Raw genomic sequence first — 15,391 nt, 5'->3', positions numbered from 1 at the left:
CGAACGAGTGAGAGCGCGTGCCCGGCTTTTGTGAAGCCCGGCACGCGCTCTACTTATGTCCAAGGCCGGACCGGCAGACTGATCGTGCAGCGTTGCCGAGCGAGGGATGACCAGTGACCCAAACCCCCGTCCTGATCACGACGACCGGCCCCGACAAGCCGGGCGTCTCGTCCGTGCTGTTCGCCGTGCTGACCAGGCACGACGTCGACGTGCTCGACGTCGAGCAGGTGGTCATCCGCGGGCAGCTCGTGCTCGGGGTGCTCGCCGGGGTCTACCGTGACCCGGAGGGGCTGCAGGAGTCCGTCGAGCAGGCGCTGGCGTCGGTCGGGATGCAGGTCGAGGTCAAAATCGGGTCGGCGATCGGGGAGGACCCGTTCGCGCTCGGCCGCCGCGACTCGTCGCACGTGCTGGTGGTGCTGGGCCGCCCGGTCACCGCGCGGGGCTTCTCCGAGGTCGCGCGCCGGCTCGCGTCGCTCGGCGCGAACATCGACTCGATCCGCAGCGTCGCCGACTACCCGGTGACCGGGCTGGAGCTGTACGTCTCGGTCGACCGTGACACCCCCGACGCGGACGCCGCGTTGCGGACGGTGCTCGCCGACGCCGCCGTCCAAGCGGGCGTCGACATCGCCGTGGAGCGGGCCGGGATCACCCGGCGGGCGAAGCGGCTGGTCGTCTTCGACGTCGACTCGACGCTGATCCAGGGCGAGGTCATCGAGATGCTGGGCGCGCACGCCGGCGTCGAGCCGGAGATCCGCGAGATCACCGAGGCCGCGATGCGTGGCGAGCTGAACTTCACCGAGTCGCTGGAGCGGCGGGTCGCGCTGCTGGCCGGGCTACCGGCCACGGCGATCGACGAGGTCGCCGCGACGATCGAACTGACCCCGGGCGCGCGCACGACGATCCGCACGCTCAAGCGGATGGGGTTCAAGACCGGCGTGGTGTCCGGCGGGTTCACCCAGGTCATCGGCGGCCTGGTGGACGACCTCGGGCTGGACTTCGCGGCGGCGAACGAGCTCGAGATCGTGGACGGCAAGCTCACCGGCCGGGTGATCGGCGAGGTCGTCGACCGCGCGGGCAAGGCGAAGGTGCTTCGCCGCGTCGCCGGTGAGTACGACATTCCGCTGGAGCAGTGCGTGGCGGTCGGCGACGGCGCCAACGACATCGACATGCTGTCCGCGGCCGGCATGGGCGTCGCGTTCAACGCCAAGCCCGCGCTGCGCGAAGTCGCGGACGCCGCGCTCTCGCACCCCTACCTCGACGCCGTGCTGTTCATGCTCGGCCTCACCCGCGGCGAGGTCGAAGCGGCCGACGCCGCCGACGGGCTCGAGCTGATGCGTCCGTGAGCAGCGTTCTCGACCCGTTGGGCACCCGGTACGCCTACTGGCTCGGGTTGCCGCCCGAAGACACCTCGGACACCTCCGACGAGCTGCCGGAGGAAGTGCGGGCGATGCCGGTCGTCCTGCGCATCGAACGCGCCGAGCCGCCGGGGCGCACGCCGCTGCTGGAGGCCGCGGCGGCGGCCGCGCTGGCGGTCTGCCTGGACGAGCGGGCCGAGCCCGATGGCGAGTGGGCCGAGCCGATGCACGCGTGGCTCGACAACCGGATCCGCAAGGTCGCGCGGCGGGCGCGGGGCGCGCACTGGGCGGCGGTGCAGGAGCTGCCGGGCATCACCGTCGAGGTCGACGGCGCCGAGGCGCGGGCCCTGGTGCCGGGCCTGGTCACCGAGACGCCCAAGGAGGTGTCGCGGCTCCAGATCTCGGGCAGCGAGCTGCCGCCGGACGAGCCGGGCCCGATCCCGGACGGCGTCCCGCTGCTCCTGCTCAACCCGCAGGTCCCGATGACCGTCGGCAAGGGGGCCGCGCAGGTCGGCCACGCCACGATGATCCTCGCCGCGCTGCTGGACGACGCCCAGCTCGCCGGCTGGGCCGCGCAGGGCTACCGGACCGCGGTGCGCACGCCGAGTGTCGCGCGGTGGAAGGAACTGCACCCGGGCGACGACCCCGAGGGCGCGTGGCGGCGCGACCGCGTCATCGCCGTGCGGGACGCCGGGTTCACCGAGGTCGATCCCGGCACGATCACCGTGCTCGCCCAGTTCCCGCCCACCCACTGGACGCCGGAACAAGCGACTTCCTGAGCCGGTTGGAGCCGATATGGGACTCGAAGTACAGCGCGACGGGCAGCACAGCTTCGTCGGACGCAACGACCGCGGCGCCGAGGTCCGGCTGGGCCGGACCGATGCGGAAGGGGCGTTTTCGCCCGCCGAACTACTGCAGATCGCGGCCGCGGGCTGCAGCGCCGTGACGGCCGAAGAGCTGATCACGCGGCGGGTGGGCGAGGACGCGAAGTTCCGCGTGACCGTCTCGGCCGATCGACGTGAGGGTGCCGCGGAACTGGACGCCGTACACGTCGCGTTCGATGTCGACGTGTCGACTTTGGTGGAGGATCAGCGGGAAGCGCTCGCCGGCGCCGTGGACCGCGCGATCGAGCGGCTCTGCACAGTGAGCCGGACGCTCAAGAAGGGGATTCCGGTGACGGAGGAGTTCCCGATCTAGATCACCCGGCGAGTCTCAGCGCCTGAGCGCCTTGGTCGATCCAGCCGCCTGGGTTGGTGTCGTCTTTGGCGTATACGTAGTTTCCCGAGTTGCGCAGGACGAGGCGGCCTTGCTTGGTGACTGCTATCTCCACAGCCTGTGCTCCTTGATCGAGCCAACCGCCGGCACCCAGGTGGTCCTTGGCGTACACGTGGCTGTCGGGTGTCAGGATCACCAGCCGAGCCCCGCCGATGCGCAACTGTGTAGCGGCGGCCACTTGGTCGTACCAACCACCCGGTCCGCTGATGTCGTCCTTGGCGAACACCTCGCCGTCCACCCGGATGAACGCGACTCGGCCCGTCGGCCCTACTTCGACGTCAGTCGCGGTGTAGCAGTCGCTTTGCTGGATCCAGCCACCGGAACCGAGGTTGTCCTTGGCGTAGACGGCGCCACATGGGGTGACGATCGCGACGCGGTTCTGGCCGACGGCCACATCCGTCGCCTGAGCCGCCTGGTTCAGCCAGCCGCCCGCGCCGAGTGTGTCTTTGCCGTATACCCAGTTGTCGGGGGTGATGATGAACATCCGGCCGGTGAGGCCGACCACCACTTTGCTGGCCGCGGCTCCTTGGTCGAGCCAGCCGCCGACAGCCGTGTCGTCCTTGGCGTACACCTGCTGAGCTGAGTTGAGCAGGGCCTGACGGGGCCCACCATCGGACACCGCAGTCGCCTGGGCTCCCTGGTCGAGCCAGCCGCCACCGCCGAGCCCGTCTTTGGCGAAGACGTTGCCGGCGGGATCGAGAACGGATACCCGGTTCTGCCCGGTAGTGGCCAGATCCTTGAAATGGATGAAGTGGCTGGGCCACTGCGGGTCACCGACGGTGATCGTGCGCCAGCGGAACGGTCCTGCCGAGTAGTTGTCCTCGGAAATGACCAGGGACGTGCCGTCCCAGCCCTCGACGTAGGCGACGTGCCCGTCGGGGGAGGCGCCGCCGGATCCGGCGTCCCACTGAGCTATCGCACCAACCGCGGGAGAGGCGTTGACCGGCACCCCGTGCGCCGCAGCGCTGGAGGCCCATTGTGCTGCGGTGCCCAGTTGATAGGCGGGGGTGGCCGCACCGTTGACGGTCGACTCCAGGTAAGCGGCATAGTTGGTGCAGTTGTGGCCGCTGTAGGCGCCCCAGTACCCGTTTTGGTAGTGCTGCTCGAAACCGTGCGCGGTGTGACCGCTGTTGATGCATGTGCTGTATGAGCCGCCGGAGCAGAGTACTGTCACGCTCGCCGAGGCCGGGCCGCTCGCGATGACCGTGGCAAGCAGTGTCATGGCAAGCACCAGGAAACAACTGCTGATCTTCCGAAGTCTGTTCCGCACCGGCACACCTTCCCGGGAGTCGATGTCGAAGGGCTCGATCGCCCTCGGTAGTCGCCCCGGGTGGAGTGCTTGTTACGCAGATCAGTTCTCGCTGGATTCCCAGACCACGTAGGCCTGGTCCGCGTCCGTTGTCATGGCTTCGATGAACTTGTCGTTGTCGAAGCCCGGCAACGACTGCAGCCGCTCGATCAGGGCGTCGGCCGCCGGGTCGCCGCTCGGGACCGCTGTGCCCTTGCCGTCCGTGCCCACCAGCATGAAGAAGACGTCTTCGTTCCACGGGCCGTCGGGGATGACCCTGACCATCACCGAGGACAGGTCGGACCACGTGACGGCTTCTTCGCTGCCGTCCGCGAGGCGACGGCGCACGCCGGTGTCGTCGACACTGACAGTCCGGGACTGTGCGCTGGACGAATCCTGGGTCAACCGGTGCTCCCTTGTCGCTTCGGTTGCTTCACCGTACCGGTCGGTGTTGTGGACCGCGTCACGCGGGCGCGGCTGCGTCGAGGCGGCGCAAGGCGTCGCGCGCCACCTTCGGATCCATCGTGGGCCAGAACGGCGGCAGCGACGCACGGAGGAATCCGCCGTAGCGGGCGTTCGCGAGCCGCGAATCCAGCACCGCGACGACGCCGCGGTCGGTCACCGAGCGGTGCAGCCGGCCGGTGCCCTGCGCCAGCAGCAGCGCCGCGTGGGTGGCCGCCACGGTGAGGAACCCGTTGCCGCCGCGGGCTTCCACCGCGCGCTGGCGCGCCGACGACACCGGGTCGTCCGGGCGGGGGAACGGGATCCGGTCGACGACCACGAGCTGCAGCGACGGGCCCGGGACGTCCACGCCCTGCCACAGGCTGAGCGTGCCGAACAGACAGGTCCGGACGTCCTCGGAGAACTTCTGGACCAGCAGCGACGTGGCGTCGTCGCCCTGGCACAGCACCGGGAAGTCCAGCCGCTCACGCATTTCCTCGGCCGCCTGCTTGGCCGCGCGCATCGAGGAGAACAGGCCCAGCGTGCGCCCGCCCGCCGCCTCGATCAGCTCGGCCAGCTCGTCCATTGTGGACGACGCGAGGCCGTCACGGCCCGGCGGCGGCAGGTGCTTGGCCAGGTAGAGGATGCCGTTGCGCTGGTGGTCGAACGGCGACCCGACGTCCAGGCCGAGCCACTTCGGGCCGGTGCCGGCGTCGGACGGCGCTTCCTTGTCCGTGGCCGCGCCCGGCGCCTTTTCGACGCGAGCGCCGCCCGGCGGGAGCCCCCACTGGCGCGCCATCGTGTCGAACGTGCCGCCCAGCGTCAGCGTGGCCGACGTCAGGATCGTCGTGTGCAGGTTGAACACGCGCTCGCGCAGCAGGCCGGCGACGCCCAGCGGCGCGACCTTCAACGCCGGCGGGCGCGGGTTCGACGAGAACTTGTCGCCCGCGAGCCAGACGACGTCACGCTGGTGCGCCTGGTCTTCGTCGAACGCCTCGAGCAGCCGGACCGCGGTGTCGTGCACCTCGTCGAGCAGCGTGCGCGCCAGTTTGCGCGCGGTGGCCCCTTCGACGTCCTCCTTGCGGTCGGACCCGAGCGCGGAGATGCACGCGTGCGCGGCGTCGCGGACCGCCGGGATGGCGCCCTTCAACGCCTGCGGCAGCGCGTCCATCCGGCCGGCGGGCAGGTCGTCGACGATCAGGGCCAGCCCGTCACCCGCTTCCAGCAGGCGGTCCGCGACGTCGGCGTCGATCAGCTTGCCGCAGCGGCGGGCGGCGGCCGAGCACATCGCGCTGGTCAGCTCGCCGGTGGCGACCGAGGTGACCCGGTCGACCAGGTCGTGCGCCTCGTCGATGATCACGACGTCGTGGTCCGGCAGGACCTGGTAGCCCTGCAAGGCGTCGATGGCCAGCAGCGCGTGGTTGGTGATGATGACGTCGGCCCGGCCGGCCTCGGCGCGGGCCTTCTCGGCGAAGCAGTCCGTGCCGATCGGGCAGCGGGACGCGCCGAGGCATTCCCTTGCGGTCACGGAGACCTGGCGCCACGCCTGGTCCGTCACGCCCGGGACGAGCTCGTCGCGGTCGCCGGTTTCGGTGTCCGACGCCCACTCCCGCAGCCGCGTGACCTCCTTGCCGAGGCGCGACACCGCGAACGGGTCGAAGAGCTGGGCGTCCTCCGGCTCGTCCGGCGCGCCGGAGTCCAGGCGGTGCAGGCACATGTAGTTGCGGCGGCCCTTGAGGATCGCGAAGGTCGGTTCGCGGCCCAGCGGCTTCTTCAGCGCCTTCGCGAGCCGGGGGAGGTCGCGGTCGACGAGCTGGCGCTGCAGCGCGATGGTGGCCGTCGAGACCACGACCGTGGCTTCCTTCTGGACCGCGTGCCGGATCGCGGGGACGAGGTAGGCCAGTGACTTGCCGGTGCCGGTACCGGCCTGCACGGCGAGGTGTTCGCCGGTGCGGATGGCGCGGCCGACGGCGTCGGCCATCTCGACCTGCCCCGGCCGCTCGGCTCCGCCCACCGACTCCACCGCGTGGGTGAGGAGTTCGAGGACGCCGGGGAAGTCAGTTCGAGCGGGCACAGCGACACATTAGCCGCCGCCACCGACAGGATCGGTGATCCGTCGCGAACGGGCCACTCGCGCCGTACTGGTAAACGGCGAAGGGCCCGCCGTCGCGACGGCGGGCCCTTCGGCGAGGGACCTCAGTCTTCGGTGCGGCGCGAGACCAGCTTCCACGTGAGCGGCAGCAGGCCGGCGGCCACGACGATCTTCAGCGCGTCGCCGACCAGGAACGGCGTCACGCCCTTGGCGAACGCCGTCGACAGGTCGAACCCGGTCGAGGCCATCAGCCACGGCACGCCGAACGCGTAGATCACGACGTTGCCGAGCACCATGGTGGCGGCGGTGCGCAGCGGCGTCCGGTCACCGCCGCGGCCGGCCAGCGCGCCGACGAGGGCGCCCGCGAAGACGAACCCGACGATGTAGCCGGCGCTCGCGCCGGACAGGCCCGCGGTGCCGTTCTGGAACCACGGCACGCCCACGGCGCCGACGAGCAGGTAGACCAGCATCGACGCGGCCCCGCGCGACATGCCGAGCGAGGCGCCGACGAGCAGCGCGGCGAACGTCTGGCCGGTCATCGGCACCGGGCTGCCCGGCACCGGGATGATCAGCTGCGCGGCGGCGCCGGTGAGCACGGCACCGCCGGCGACCAGCGCGATGTCCCGGACGAGCGAGCCGGGCACGAGGTCGGCCAGCACGGGCCGCTTTCCGGCGATGGACAGCGAAGACACAGAACCTCCCACGGTGGACACACGCGACGCCCGAGGTTAACGCTCGTTACCCCCGGGAAACGCCGGAAAGTCGCGTTCCTCACCGGCCACTCGTCCGGGTGGACCCGATCAGGCGGCCCGCCACGCCTGCCGATGATCCAGAGGACGACTACGAAACGTCACGAACCGAGGAGGCCGCTGCATGCGAAACGCCAGGAAGAGGACGATCCGGTTGCTGGCCGTGACAGCGCTGGCCGGGCCGTTCCTGGTCGCCGCCGCGCCGGTGACGTCCACTGGCTGGGCGTCCGCCGGTTCGCTCGACGTGCTGATCGACAACGAGCACGTCGTCACCGGTGAGCTGGCGAAGTGCACGGCCGACGGCCCGGCCTCGGCGCGGACGGACGGCGGCGTGACCGGCGACGTCGCGTCGTTCGGCCTCGGGGAGTCCGGCTGCGGCCGCTCGGGCGAGGTGGCCATCGCGCAGGCGTCCGGGCACCGGTTCGAGGCGTCGGTCCTCAAGCGCTACGGCGGCCCGGTGATCACGGTCCGGACGTTCTCGGCGAAGTGCGCGACGAGCGCGACCGGCAGCGGCGGCGAGGTGACGATCGGCGCCGTCACCGGCATCACCGTCCCCGCCGAGATCCCGCCGAACGACCGGATCGTCATCCCCGGCGGCCCGGCGGGCACCGCGCTGGCCACGGTGGTCCTCAACGAGACCGTGACGCCGCAGCCGCCGGACGGCAGCCTGGTCACCCACGCGGTGCACATCGTGCTGTTCCCGCAGGGCGGCCCGGCGAGCGGCGACGTCTACCTCGGCACGGCCGCCTGCGACCCGTACGGCAAGAAGAAGTGACTACGCGGTCGTGAAGCGGCTGGCGGCGGCGACGAACTCGCCGGCCCGGGTCGCCAGGTCCGGGAGACTGCCGGCCGAGGTCAGCGCGTCGCCCAGCAACGGCGTCGCCGCGGCCACCGCGATCGCGCCCGACCGCAGGTAGCTCTCGACGTCGGCCAAGTGGACGCCGCCGGTCGGGACGAGCGGCACGTCCGGCAGCGGCGCCCGGACCGCGCGCAGGTAGGCGACGCCGCCGACCGCCGCGACCGGGAAGACCTTCACCGCGGCCGCGCCGAGGCGCCAGGCCTGGTCGATCTCCGTCGGCGTCAGCGCGCCGCAGATCACCGGGACGTCGAGGGCGGCCGCCCGCTCCAGGACGGCCGGGTTGACGGTCGGTGTGATCAGGTAGCGCGCACCGGCGTCGACCGCGATGTCCACATCGGACGCTTCGCGGACGCTGCCGGCGCCGATCAGCGCGTCGTCGCCCAGGGCCAGGCGCAGCGCGGTGATCGCGGCGGGCGCGCCCGGCGTCGTCAGCGTGGCTTCGAGCAGGCGGATCCCCGCCGCGTGCAGGACCATCGCCGCGTCGGCGAAGCGCGCCGCGTCCGAGGCCCGCAGGATCGCGACGAGCCGGTGTTCCGCCAGCGCGGCCCGCAGGTCCTTCATCCGACGTGCGCCTCGCCGGTGTGCGTGACGCCGGCCTCGTCGAAGTCGCGCAGCGCGCTGTCCACCGAAGCCCGGGCGATCCCGGCCGTGTGGTCGAGCAGCACACGGACGCCGAACCCGGCCCGGGCCGCGTCCAGCGCCGTCGCGCGCACGCAGTAGTCCGTGGCGATGCCGACGACGTCGACGTCGGTCACGTCGTGTTCGCGCAGCCACGCCTCCAGGGACTTGCCGTCCCCGGACGCGCCTTCGAAGCCGGAGTAGGCCGCGCTGTACTCGCCCTTCGAGAACACCGCCCCGATCGGGACGACGTCGAGGGCGGGGTGGAACGACGCGCCGGGCGTGCCGGCGACGCAGTGCGGCGGCCAGCTGGCGACGAAGTCGGGCGTCTCGCTGAAGTGGTCACCCGGGTCGACGTGGTAGTCGCGGGTGGCCACGACGTGCGAGTAGCCGCCGGTCGCGCTCAGCGCGGAGATCGCCGCCGCGGCCGCCGCGCCGCCGGCCACCGCCAGCGAGCCGCCTTCGCAGAAGTCGTTCTGCACGTCCACCACGATCAGCGCGGTCCCCATGGGCTGGCTCCGTTCAGAGGAAGAGCGTCGGGATTGCGGGCTCGCCGTGCGAGAGCTTCAGGCCCTCCCACGGCAGGCTGACCAGGCCGCGGCGCAACCGCTGCCTGGCGTCGTCCAGGGTAGGCAGATCCGGCTCGACGCGGCCGCCACGAATCAGCGGCAGCTGCAGCGGCCGGTCGTTCGGCTCCGGCTCGGGCGTGGTCCCCGCCGTCCAGACGACCTCTTCGACGGCCGTGCCGGTGCCGCGGTGGCGCCGCAGCGCGGACTTGCGCCCGCCCCGGGACTCCTTGTGCGCGCTGCGCTTGGCGACCGGCTTGCCGTCCACCTCGACCAGCTTGTAGACCATGCCGGCGGTCGGCGCGCCGGACCCGGTGACGACCGAGGTGCCGACGCCGTACGCGTCCACCGGCTCGGCCCGCAGCGCGGCGATGGCGTGCTCGTCGAGGTCGCCGGAGACGACGATCCGGGTGTCCTTCGCGCCGAGGGAGTCCAGCTGCTCGCGGGCGCGGCGGGCGAGCGGGCCGACGTCGCCGGAGTCGATCCGGATCGCGCCGAGCTCCGGACCGGCGACGCGCACCGCGGTCTCGATGCCGGCGGTGATGTCGTAGGTGTCGACCAGCAGCGTCGTGTCCGCGCCCATCTTGCCGACCTGCGAGCGGAAGGCCTCTTCCTCGCTGTCGTGCAGCAGCGTGAAGGCGTGCGCGACGGTGCCGCGGGTCGGGATGCCGTAGCGGCGGCCGGCCTCGAGGTTGGACGTCGTCGCGAAGCCGGCCAGGTAGGAGGCGCGCGCGGCCGCGACGGCGGCCCACTCGTGCGTGCGGCGCCCGCCCATCTCGATGATCGGCCGGCCGTGCGCGGCGCCCGACATGCGGGCCGCGGCCGACGCGATGGCGCTGTCGTGGTTGAGGATCGACAGCACCAGCGTCTCGAGCAGGACGCACTCGGCGAACGAGCCGGCGAGCGTGAGGATCGGCGAGCCGGGGAAGTACAGCTCACCCTCGGCGTAGCCGTCGAGGTCGCCGGCGAACTCGTAGTCCGCGAGCCAGGCCAGCGTCGTGTCGTCGACCACCGCGGTGGCCTCCAGCTGCGCCAGCTCGGCGTCGGTGAAGCGGAAGTCCGCGATCGCGTCGAGCACCCGGGCGGTGCCCGCGACGACGCCGTAACGGCGGCCGTCCGGCAAGCGCCGGGCGAACACCTCGAACACGCAGGGGCGCTCCGCCGTGCCGTCGGCGAGCGCGCTGCCCAGCATGGTCAGCTCGTAGTGGTCGGTGAGCAGCGCAGTGCTGGTCGTGGCCGGCTCCGGTGAACCCATGGGGTCAGCCTATTCACCCACATGGCCGGACCTGGCGCGGCGTGCCCTGTCGACCCCGTGACACCATGGGGTGCATGTCCACGCCTGTCGCAGCCGAGCAGACGCAGGTCGAGCCGGCCGGTGCCGAGGTCGCCGAGTCGGACACACCGTGGCGGACCGTGGTGTGGAACGACCCCGTCAACCTGATGTCGTACGTGACGTACGTCTTCCAGAAGCTGTTCGGGTACAGCCGCGACCACGCCACCAAGCTGATGCTGGACGTGCACCACAAGGGCAAGGCGATCGTGTCGTCGGGCAGCAAGGAAAAGGTGGAGGTGGACGTGGCGAAACTCCACGCGGCGGGCCTGTGGGCCACCATGGAGCAGAAGTCGTGAACGGTTGGCGGCGCAAGGGCGCGGTCATCCACGCCGGGTTCGAGCAGCAGGAGGCGGCCGTGCTGCGCGGCCTCGTCAGCCAGCTCGAGGACATGCTCACCGCGCGCGCCGAGGAGGCGCCGCAGGACGAGCTCGCCGAGCTGACCGGCATCCGCACCGGCCCGACCGAGTCGCCGGACGACCCGGTGCTCTCGCGGCTGCTGCCCGACTTCCACCGGCTCGACCCGGACAACCCGACCCGCGAGGACCTCGACTCGGCCGCGGCGATGCGCTCGCTGCACGAGCCGGAGCTGCTCGACATCAAGGTCGGCGTGGCCAAGATCGTGCTCGACACGCTGCCGCGCGACGGCGGCAACGTCCGGCTGACCGAAGAGCAGGCCGACGCCTGGCTGGGCGCGCTCAACGACGTCCGGCTGGCCCTGGGCACCGCGCTCGACGTCACCGAGGACATGCCCGACGAGCTGCCCGAGGACGACCCGCGGGCGCCGCACCTGGGCGTCTACCACTGGCTGACCTGGGTGCAGGAGACGCTGATCCAGGCACTGGCCGGATGATCACCGACGTCCCCGGCGTGCTGGTCGGGCACCACGAGCGGGTCGGGGACGGCTGGGCGACCGGGACGACGGTGGTGCTCGTGCCGGACGGCGCGGTCGGCGCCGTGGACCAGCGCGGCGGCGCGCCCGGGACCCGTGAGACGAACCTGCTGGAGCCGGAGAACCTGGTCGAGCGCGTGAACGCCGTCTGCCTCTCGGGCGGGTCGGCGTACGGGCTGGCCGCGGCCGACGGCGTCATGCGGTGGCTCGCGGAGCGGAACCTGGGCTTCCCGGTGGGCACCAAGCCGCACGAAGTCGTCCCGATCGTGCCCGCGGCGGTGCTGTTCGACCTGCCGCGCGGCGAGTGGGGCAACCGGCCCGACGCGTCCTTCGGCTACGCGGCCTGCGCCGCGGCGGCCGCGGGGCCGGTGGCGCAGGGCACGGTCGGTGCCGGTGCGGGCGCGGCCGTCGGGTCGCTGAAGGGCGGCATCGGAACGGCCAGCGAGGTCGTCGGCGAGTTCACGGTCGGGGCCGTGGCCGCGCTCAACGCGGCGGGCGAGGCCGTCGACCTCTCGACAGGCCGGGCGTACGCCGCTGACCACGGCGACTTCGGCGTGACCTGGCCTTCGCGGGCTGTTGAGCTGCCGTCGCGCCGGACCGACCTGAACACGACGATCGGCGTGGTCGCCGTCGACGCCGCGCTATCGAAGGCCGAGGCCCGGCGGCTCGCCGTCGCGGCGCAGGACGGCCTGGCGCGCGCGGTCCGCCCGGCACACACGATGTTCGACGGCGACACAGTGTTCGCGCTGGCCACGGGCGCGCGGGAGCTGCCTTCGGCGAGTCACCCCGCGGTCCGCCCGGCGGCGCTGGACGCGCTCTGCTCGGCGGCGGCCCGGGTGTTCGCGCGGGCGATGGTGCACGGCCTGCTGGCCGCGACCACGGCCGGCGGGATGCCGGCCTACCGCGAGGTCTGGCCGGAGGCGTTCGCCTAGAGGTCCGGGTGCGGGTCCTCGGGCAGGCCGTCGCGGCGCACTTCGAGGTTGGCGGCGCGGACGGCGCTCACGTACTCCTCGTCGATCTCCAGCTGCAGCTCGGCGACGGTGAGGACCGGGCCGAGCGAGGGGTGGACCTCGACCGGGCCGATCTCGGTGCGCCGCGGGAGCCGGTCGTAGACGTCCTTCGGCGTGTAGCGCCGGAAGCGGCCGCCGTAGAGCACCGTGATGCTTCGGTCGGTGACGACGACGAAGAACGCGGCCCGGGTGCGGATCCCGCGGATGTAGAGCGAGATGCCCGGGATCAGGTACTGGATCCGCTCGCCGTCCTCGAGGAACTCGCGGCAGCGTTCACGGGCTTTCGCCGGCAATGGCACCCTGGAAGTGTCCCAGGAACCTCTGATGAGCGGTAGATCTCAGAGTCTGGACAGCTTGTGTCCACCACCTAAGATGACGGTGTGCTCCGGATCCGCCGTGAACTCGTCGACGAGATCGTCGCCCATGCCCGCCGTGACCATCCCGACGAGGCGTGCGGGGTGATCGCCGGTGCGGAGGGGTCCGATGTGCCCGAGCGGTTCATCCCGATGCTCAACGCGGCGCGGTCCCCGACGTTCTACGAGTTCGACTCGGGTGACCTGCTGAAGCTCTACCGCGAGATGGGCGCCAACGACGAAGAGCCGGTGGTGATCTACCACTCGCACACCGCGACCGAGGCGTACCCGTCGCGGACCGACGCGTCGATCGCGGCCGAGCCCGGCGCGCACTACGTGCTCGTCTCGACCCGGGACCCCGAAGTGCACGAGTTCCGGTCGTACCGGATCGTGGACGCCGAGATCACCGAGGAGCCGGTCGAGATCGTCGGCTGAGCTGTTCGGAACAAACCGCGCGCCGCAGGCGTCTGCGTGTAGGAACCCACCGGAGGTAAGAACCCATGGCCGTGACCGTCTCCATCCCGACGATCCTGCGCACCCACACCGGCGGCGAGAAGTCCGTCGAGGCGAAGGGCGCGACCGTCCTGCAGGTCATCGACGACGTCGAGTCCCGGCACGCCGGTCTCAAGGCGCGCCTGGTCAAGGAGGAGAAGCTGCACCGCTTCATCAACGTCTACGTCAACGACGAGGACGTGCGCTTCGCCGGCGGGCTCGAGGCCGAGGTCAAGGACGGCGACACCCTGACCATCCTCCCCGCCGTGGCCGGTGGCTGATCGATGGCTCGCTTCGAGTCCCTGCTCGACGCGCTCGGCGGCACCCCGCTGGTCGGGTTGCCCCGGCTCTCGCCGACGCACGACGTGCGCCTGTGGGCGAAGCTGGAGGACCGCAACCCGACCGGCTCGATCAAGGACCGCCCCGCGCTGGCCATGATCGAAGCCGCCGAGCGTGAAGGCAAGCTGCGGCGCGGCTCCACGATCCTGGAGCCGACGTCCGGCAACACCGGCATCTCGCTGGCCATGGCCGCCAAGCTCAAGGGCTACGGGCTGGTCTGCGTGATGCCGGAGAACACCTCGACCGAGCGCAAGCAGCTGCTGCAGGCCTACGGCGCGCGGATCGTGTTCTCCCCGGCCGCGGGCGGCTCGAACGAGGCCGTCCGGCGGGCGAAGGAGCTGTCCGCGGCGAACCCCGAGTGGGTGATGCTGTACCAGTACGGCAACCCGGCCAACGCCGAGGCGCACTACCGCGGCACCGGCCCCGAGCTGCTCAAGGACCTGCCGACGCTGACGCACTTCGTCGGCGGCCTCGGCACCACCGGCACGCTCGTCGGCTGCGGGCGGTACCTGCACGAGGCGAAGCCGGACGTCCAGATCATCGCGGCCGAACCGCGCTACGGCGAGCTGGTCTACGGCCTGCGCAACCTCGACGAGGGGTTCGTGCCGGAGCTGTACGACCCCAGCGTGCTCAACGGCCGGTACTCCGTCGGCGCGTACGACGCGCTGCGCCGCACGCGGGAGCTGCTGGAGCACGAAGGCATCTTCGCGGGCATCTCGACGGGCGCGGTGCTGCACGCGGCCCTGGCCGTCGCCGAGAAGGCCGTGGCCGCCGGCAAGCCCGCCGACGTGGCGTTCGTCGTCGCCGACGCCGGCTGGAAGTACCTGTCGACGGGGGCTTACGCGGGCTCGCTGGACGAGGCCGCCGAGCGGCTCGACGGGCAGCTCTGGGCCTGAGTCACTCGGTCTTCCAGAGCTCCGGCAGAGCCAGGTCGACGTCGTCTTCGGCGGCGAGCCGCTTGAACGTGGCCATCGTCGTGGCCAGGTCGTCGACCAGCTTCGGGAGCAGCTTCAACGGCTTGGACAGCGGCCGCCAGAAGGCGTCCCAGTGCACCGGGCGGACGACCTTCGGCCCGAGCACGCCGACCGTCTCGCGCCAGTACTCCTCCCGCCACGCCTCGGACTGCTTCCCGGCCGCTCCGGCGCCGAGGTAGACGACGTCCGCCGCGTAGCCGGCCAGGGCGCCCGGCACGAAGTTCGCCGACGGGTGGACCAGGACGTTCCCGGCGGGGTGCGCGACGTGGAACGAGTAGCAGCGCCCGGTCTTGAACGCGCTCGCCTTCGCCGGTACGCGGACCGGCTCGGTGATCTCACCCGGTACCCGGTCGCCGTCGCTGTGCCGGGCGTCGACGCCGGTCACCGTGAACTCGCCGAACTTCACCGGCTCGCCCGGCACCAGCTCGTGGAACGGCTCGGCGGCGAGGCCGTAGCCCTCCTGGACCCGGCGCGTCGACGGTGAGCCGCAGAGCGTGGCGCCGGTCCGCTGGGCGACCACCGGCGCGTCCAGGACGTGGTCCACGTGGGAGTGCGCCACCAGGACCGCGTCCAGCTTCGTGACTTCCAGCCGGCGCAGGCACTCGTCGATCCGGCTTCGGGACGGCGAGACCCGGGTGGCCAGCTTCAGCAGCGACGGCCGCGAGAAGAAGCCGTCGACGAGGATGGCCGACGTCCCGTCGCTGATCAGGACGTTGGACACGCCGGCGAACGTGGTGCGGACTCTCGTTTCGGGCATG

General features: G+C 71.9%; 19 protein-coding genes. 10 read left to right on the top strand and 9 right to left on the bottom strand.

The genetic code is table 11. From position 1 onward, the window contains the following. The first annotated feature begins 113 nt into the window (after positions 1-113). From serB to OHS58_RS28690, 3 genes are read left to right on the top strand one after another with little or no spacing between them, the layout of a single operon-like run. On the top strand, positions 114-1,343 hold the full coding sequence (gene serB, locus OHS58_RS28700) for a phosphoserine phosphatase SerB (protein WP_247057028.1): 1,230 nt from the start codon (positions 114-116) through the stop codon (positions 1,341-1,343). After that, positions 1,340-2,134 carry a peptidyl-tRNA hydrolase gene (locus tag OHS58_RS28695; RefSeq protein ID WP_328644625.1) on the top strand — a complete coding sequence of 265 codons (795 nt, stop codon included), beginning with the start codon at positions 1,340-1,342 and terminating at the stop codon, positions 2,132-2,134. Before serB ends, OHS58_RS28695 begins: the two co-directional genes overlap by 4 nt. A 16-nt stretch (positions 2,135-2,150) precedes the next feature. Further along, positions 2,151-2,552: an OsmC family protein gene (locus OHS58_RS28690; RefSeq protein ID WP_328644624.1), complete on the top strand. Its 402-nt coding sequence runs from the start codon at positions 2,151-2,153 to the stop codon at positions 2,550-2,552. A 1-nt stretch (position 2,553) separates the two neighbouring features. On the opposite strand, the gene OHS58_RS28685 is transcribed toward OHS58_RS28690, so the two are convergent. From OHS58_RS28685 to OHS58_RS28670, 4 genes are all read right to left on the bottom strand, one after another. After that, a complete protein-coding gene (locus tag OHS58_RS28685; protein ID WP_328644623.1) occupies positions 2,554-3,852 on the bottom strand; it encodes a CHAP domain-containing protein in 1,299 nt (432 codons plus the stop codon). A 129-nt stretch (positions 3,853-3,981) separates the two neighbouring features. Further along, on the bottom strand, positions 3,982-4,323 hold the full coding sequence (locus tag OHS58_RS28680; protein ID WP_247057022.1) for a hypothetical protein: 342 nt from the start codon (positions 4,321-4,323) through the stop codon (positions 3,982-3,984). A gap of 58 nt (positions 4,324-4,381) precedes the next feature. Next, a complete protein-coding gene (locus OHS58_RS28675; RefSeq protein ID WP_326958257.1) occupies positions 4,382-6,433 on the bottom strand; it encodes an ATP-dependent DNA helicase in 2,052 nt (683 codons plus the stop codon). Between the two features lie 122 nt (positions 6,434-6,555). Further along, positions 6,556-7,143 carry a biotin transporter BioY gene (locus tag OHS58_RS28670; RefSeq protein ID WP_247057017.1) on the bottom strand — a complete coding sequence of 196 codons (588 nt, stop codon included), beginning with the start codon at positions 7,141-7,143 and terminating at the stop codon, positions 6,556-6,558. Positions 7,144-7,354: 211 nt separating this feature from the next. Between OHS58_RS28670 and OHS58_RS28665 the strand changes: the two genes are divergently transcribed. Next, a complete protein-coding gene (locus OHS58_RS28665) occupies positions 7,355-7,975 on the top strand; it encodes a choice-of-anchor P family protein (RefSeq protein WP_326951647.1) in 621 nt (206 codons plus the stop codon). Here the strand turns inward: OHS58_RS28665 and OHS58_RS28660 are convergent, their stop codons facing one another. From OHS58_RS28660 to OHS58_RS28650, 3 genes are read right to left on the bottom strand one after another with little or no spacing between them, the layout of a single operon-like run. Beyond that, positions 7,976-8,620 (bottom strand): bifunctional 4-hydroxy-2-oxoglutarate aldolase/2-dehydro-3-deoxy-phosphogluconate aldolase, encoded by a 645-nt coding sequence (locus OHS58_RS28660; RefSeq protein ID WP_326944093.1) that lies wholly within the window; start codon positions 8,618-8,620, stop codon positions 7,976-7,978. Next, positions 8,617-9,186: an isochorismatase family protein gene (locus OHS58_RS28655; protein WP_247057013.1), complete on the bottom strand. Its 570-nt coding sequence runs from the start codon at positions 9,184-9,186 to the stop codon at positions 8,617-8,619. The genes OHS58_RS28660 and OHS58_RS28655 overlap by 4 nt, the downstream gene beginning before the upstream one ends. A gap of 13 nt (positions 9,187-9,199) precedes the next feature. After that, on the bottom strand, positions 9,200-10,498 hold the full coding sequence (locus OHS58_RS28650; RefSeq protein ID WP_247057011.1) for a nicotinate phosphoribosyltransferase: 1,299 nt from the start codon (positions 10,496-10,498) through the stop codon (positions 9,200-9,202). A gap of 74 nt (positions 10,499-10,572) precedes the next feature. Here OHS58_RS28650 and clpS point away from each other — a divergent pair, with 74 nt between their 5' ends. Genes clpS through OHS58_RS28635 form a run of 3 tightly spaced genes read left to right on the top strand, consistent with a single transcriptional unit; the run spans position 10,573 to position 12,397 of the window. After that, complete coding sequence (gene clpS / locus OHS58_RS28645) at positions 10,573-10,872, top strand: ATP-dependent Clp protease adapter ClpS (RefSeq protein WP_247057009.1); 300 nt, start codon at positions 10,573-10,575, stop codon at positions 10,870-10,872. Then, a complete protein-coding gene (locus OHS58_RS28640) occupies positions 10,869-11,426 on the top strand; it encodes a DUF2017 domain-containing protein (protein WP_247057007.1) in 558 nt (185 codons plus the stop codon). Before clpS ends, OHS58_RS28640 begins: the two co-directional genes overlap by 4 nt. Next, complete coding sequence (locus OHS58_RS28635) at positions 11,423-12,397, top strand: P1 family peptidase (protein WP_328644622.1); 975 nt, start codon at positions 11,423-11,425, stop codon at positions 12,395-12,397. The genes OHS58_RS28640 and OHS58_RS28635 overlap by 4 nt, the downstream gene beginning before the upstream one ends. On the opposite strand, the gene OHS58_RS28630 is transcribed toward OHS58_RS28635, so the two are convergent. Further along, a complete protein-coding gene (locus tag OHS58_RS28630) occupies positions 12,394-12,774 on the bottom strand; it encodes a hypothetical protein (protein ID WP_326944090.1) in 381 nt (126 codons plus the stop codon). The two genes, OHS58_RS28635 and OHS58_RS28630, sit on opposite strands and share 4 nt — an antisense overlap. A gap of 81 nt (positions 12,775-12,855) precedes the next feature. Here OHS58_RS28630 and OHS58_RS28625 point away from each other — a divergent pair, with 81 nt between their 5' ends. From OHS58_RS28625 to OHS58_RS28615, 3 genes are all read left to right on the top strand, one after another. Next, the gene (locus tag OHS58_RS28625) at positions 12,856-13,263 is read left to right on the top strand and encodes a M67 family metallopeptidase (protein ID WP_326944089.1); all 408 of its coding nucleotides are present in this window, start codon (positions 12,856-12,858) and stop codon (positions 13,261-13,263) included. A gap of 65 nt (positions 13,264-13,328) precedes the next feature. Continuing rightward, positions 13,329-13,601, top strand: a complete 273-nt coding sequence (locus OHS58_RS28620; protein WP_247056999.1) for a MoaD/ThiS family protein — start codon at positions 13,329-13,331, stop codon at positions 13,599-13,601. A gap of 3 nt (positions 13,602-13,604) precedes the next feature. Next, positions 13,605-14,555, top strand: coding sequence for a PLP-dependent cysteine synthase family protein (locus OHS58_RS28615; RefSeq protein ID WP_247056997.1), 951 nt, complete (start codon positions 13,605-13,607; stop codon positions 14,553-14,555). Position 14,556: 1 nt separating this feature from the next. Here the strand turns inward: OHS58_RS28615 and OHS58_RS28610 are convergent, their stop codons facing one another. Further along, entirely contained in the window at positions 14,557-15,390 is an 834-nt protein-coding gene (locus tag OHS58_RS28610; RefSeq protein WP_328644621.1) for an MBL fold metallo-hydrolase, read from the bottom strand. Between the last annotated feature and the right edge of the window lies 1 nt (position 15,391).

This window comes from Amycolatopsis sp. NBC_00348, from assembly GCF_036114655.1.
Classification (GTDB): domain Bacteria; phylum Actinomycetota; class Actinomycetes; order Mycobacteriales; family Pseudonocardiaceae; genus Amycolatopsis.
This window is presented reverse-complemented; position numbering and strand designations above follow the sequence as displayed.

Bases quoted from the DNA above. Each gene is read 5' to 3' on its own strand.
- OHS58_RS28655 (WP_247057013.1), bottom strand. From the start codon at position 9,186: ATGGGGACCGCGCTGATCGTGGTGGACGTGCAGAACGACTTCTGCGAA.
- OHS58_RS28690 (WP_328644624.1), top strand. From the start codon at position 2,151: ATGGGACTCGAAGTACAGCGCGACGGGCAGCACAGCTTCGTCGGACGC.
- OHS58_RS28620 (WP_247056999.1), top strand. From the start codon at position 13,329: ATGGCCGTGACCGTCTCCATCCCGACGATCCTGCGCACCCACACCGGC.
- OHS58_RS28635 (WP_328644622.1), top strand. From the start codon at position 11,423: ATGATCACCGACGTCCCCGGCGTGCTGGTCGGGCACCACGAGCGGGTC.
- OHS58_RS28660 (WP_326944093.1), bottom strand. From the start codon at position 8,620: ATGAAGGACCTGCGGGCCGCGCTGGCGGAACACCGGCTCGTCGCGATC.
- OHS58_RS28610 (WP_328644621.1), bottom strand. From the start codon at position 15,390: ATGCCCGAAACGAGAGTCCGCACCACGTTCGCCGGCGTGTCCAACGTC.
- clpS (WP_247057009.1), top strand. From the start codon at position 10,573: ATGTCCACGCCTGTCGCAGCCGAGCAGACGCAGGTCGAGCCGGCCGGT.
- OHS58_RS28650 (WP_247057011.1), bottom strand. From the start codon at position 10,498: ATGGGTTCACCGGAGCCGGCCACGACCAGCACTGCGCTGCTCACCGAC.
- OHS58_RS28685 (WP_328644623.1), bottom strand. From the start codon at position 3,852: ATGACACTGCTTGCCACGGTCATCGCGAGCGGCCCGGCCTCGGCGAGC.
- OHS58_RS28615 (WP_247056997.1), top strand. From the start codon at position 13,605: ATGGCTCGCTTCGAGTCCCTGCTCGACGCGCTCGGCGGCACCCCGCTG.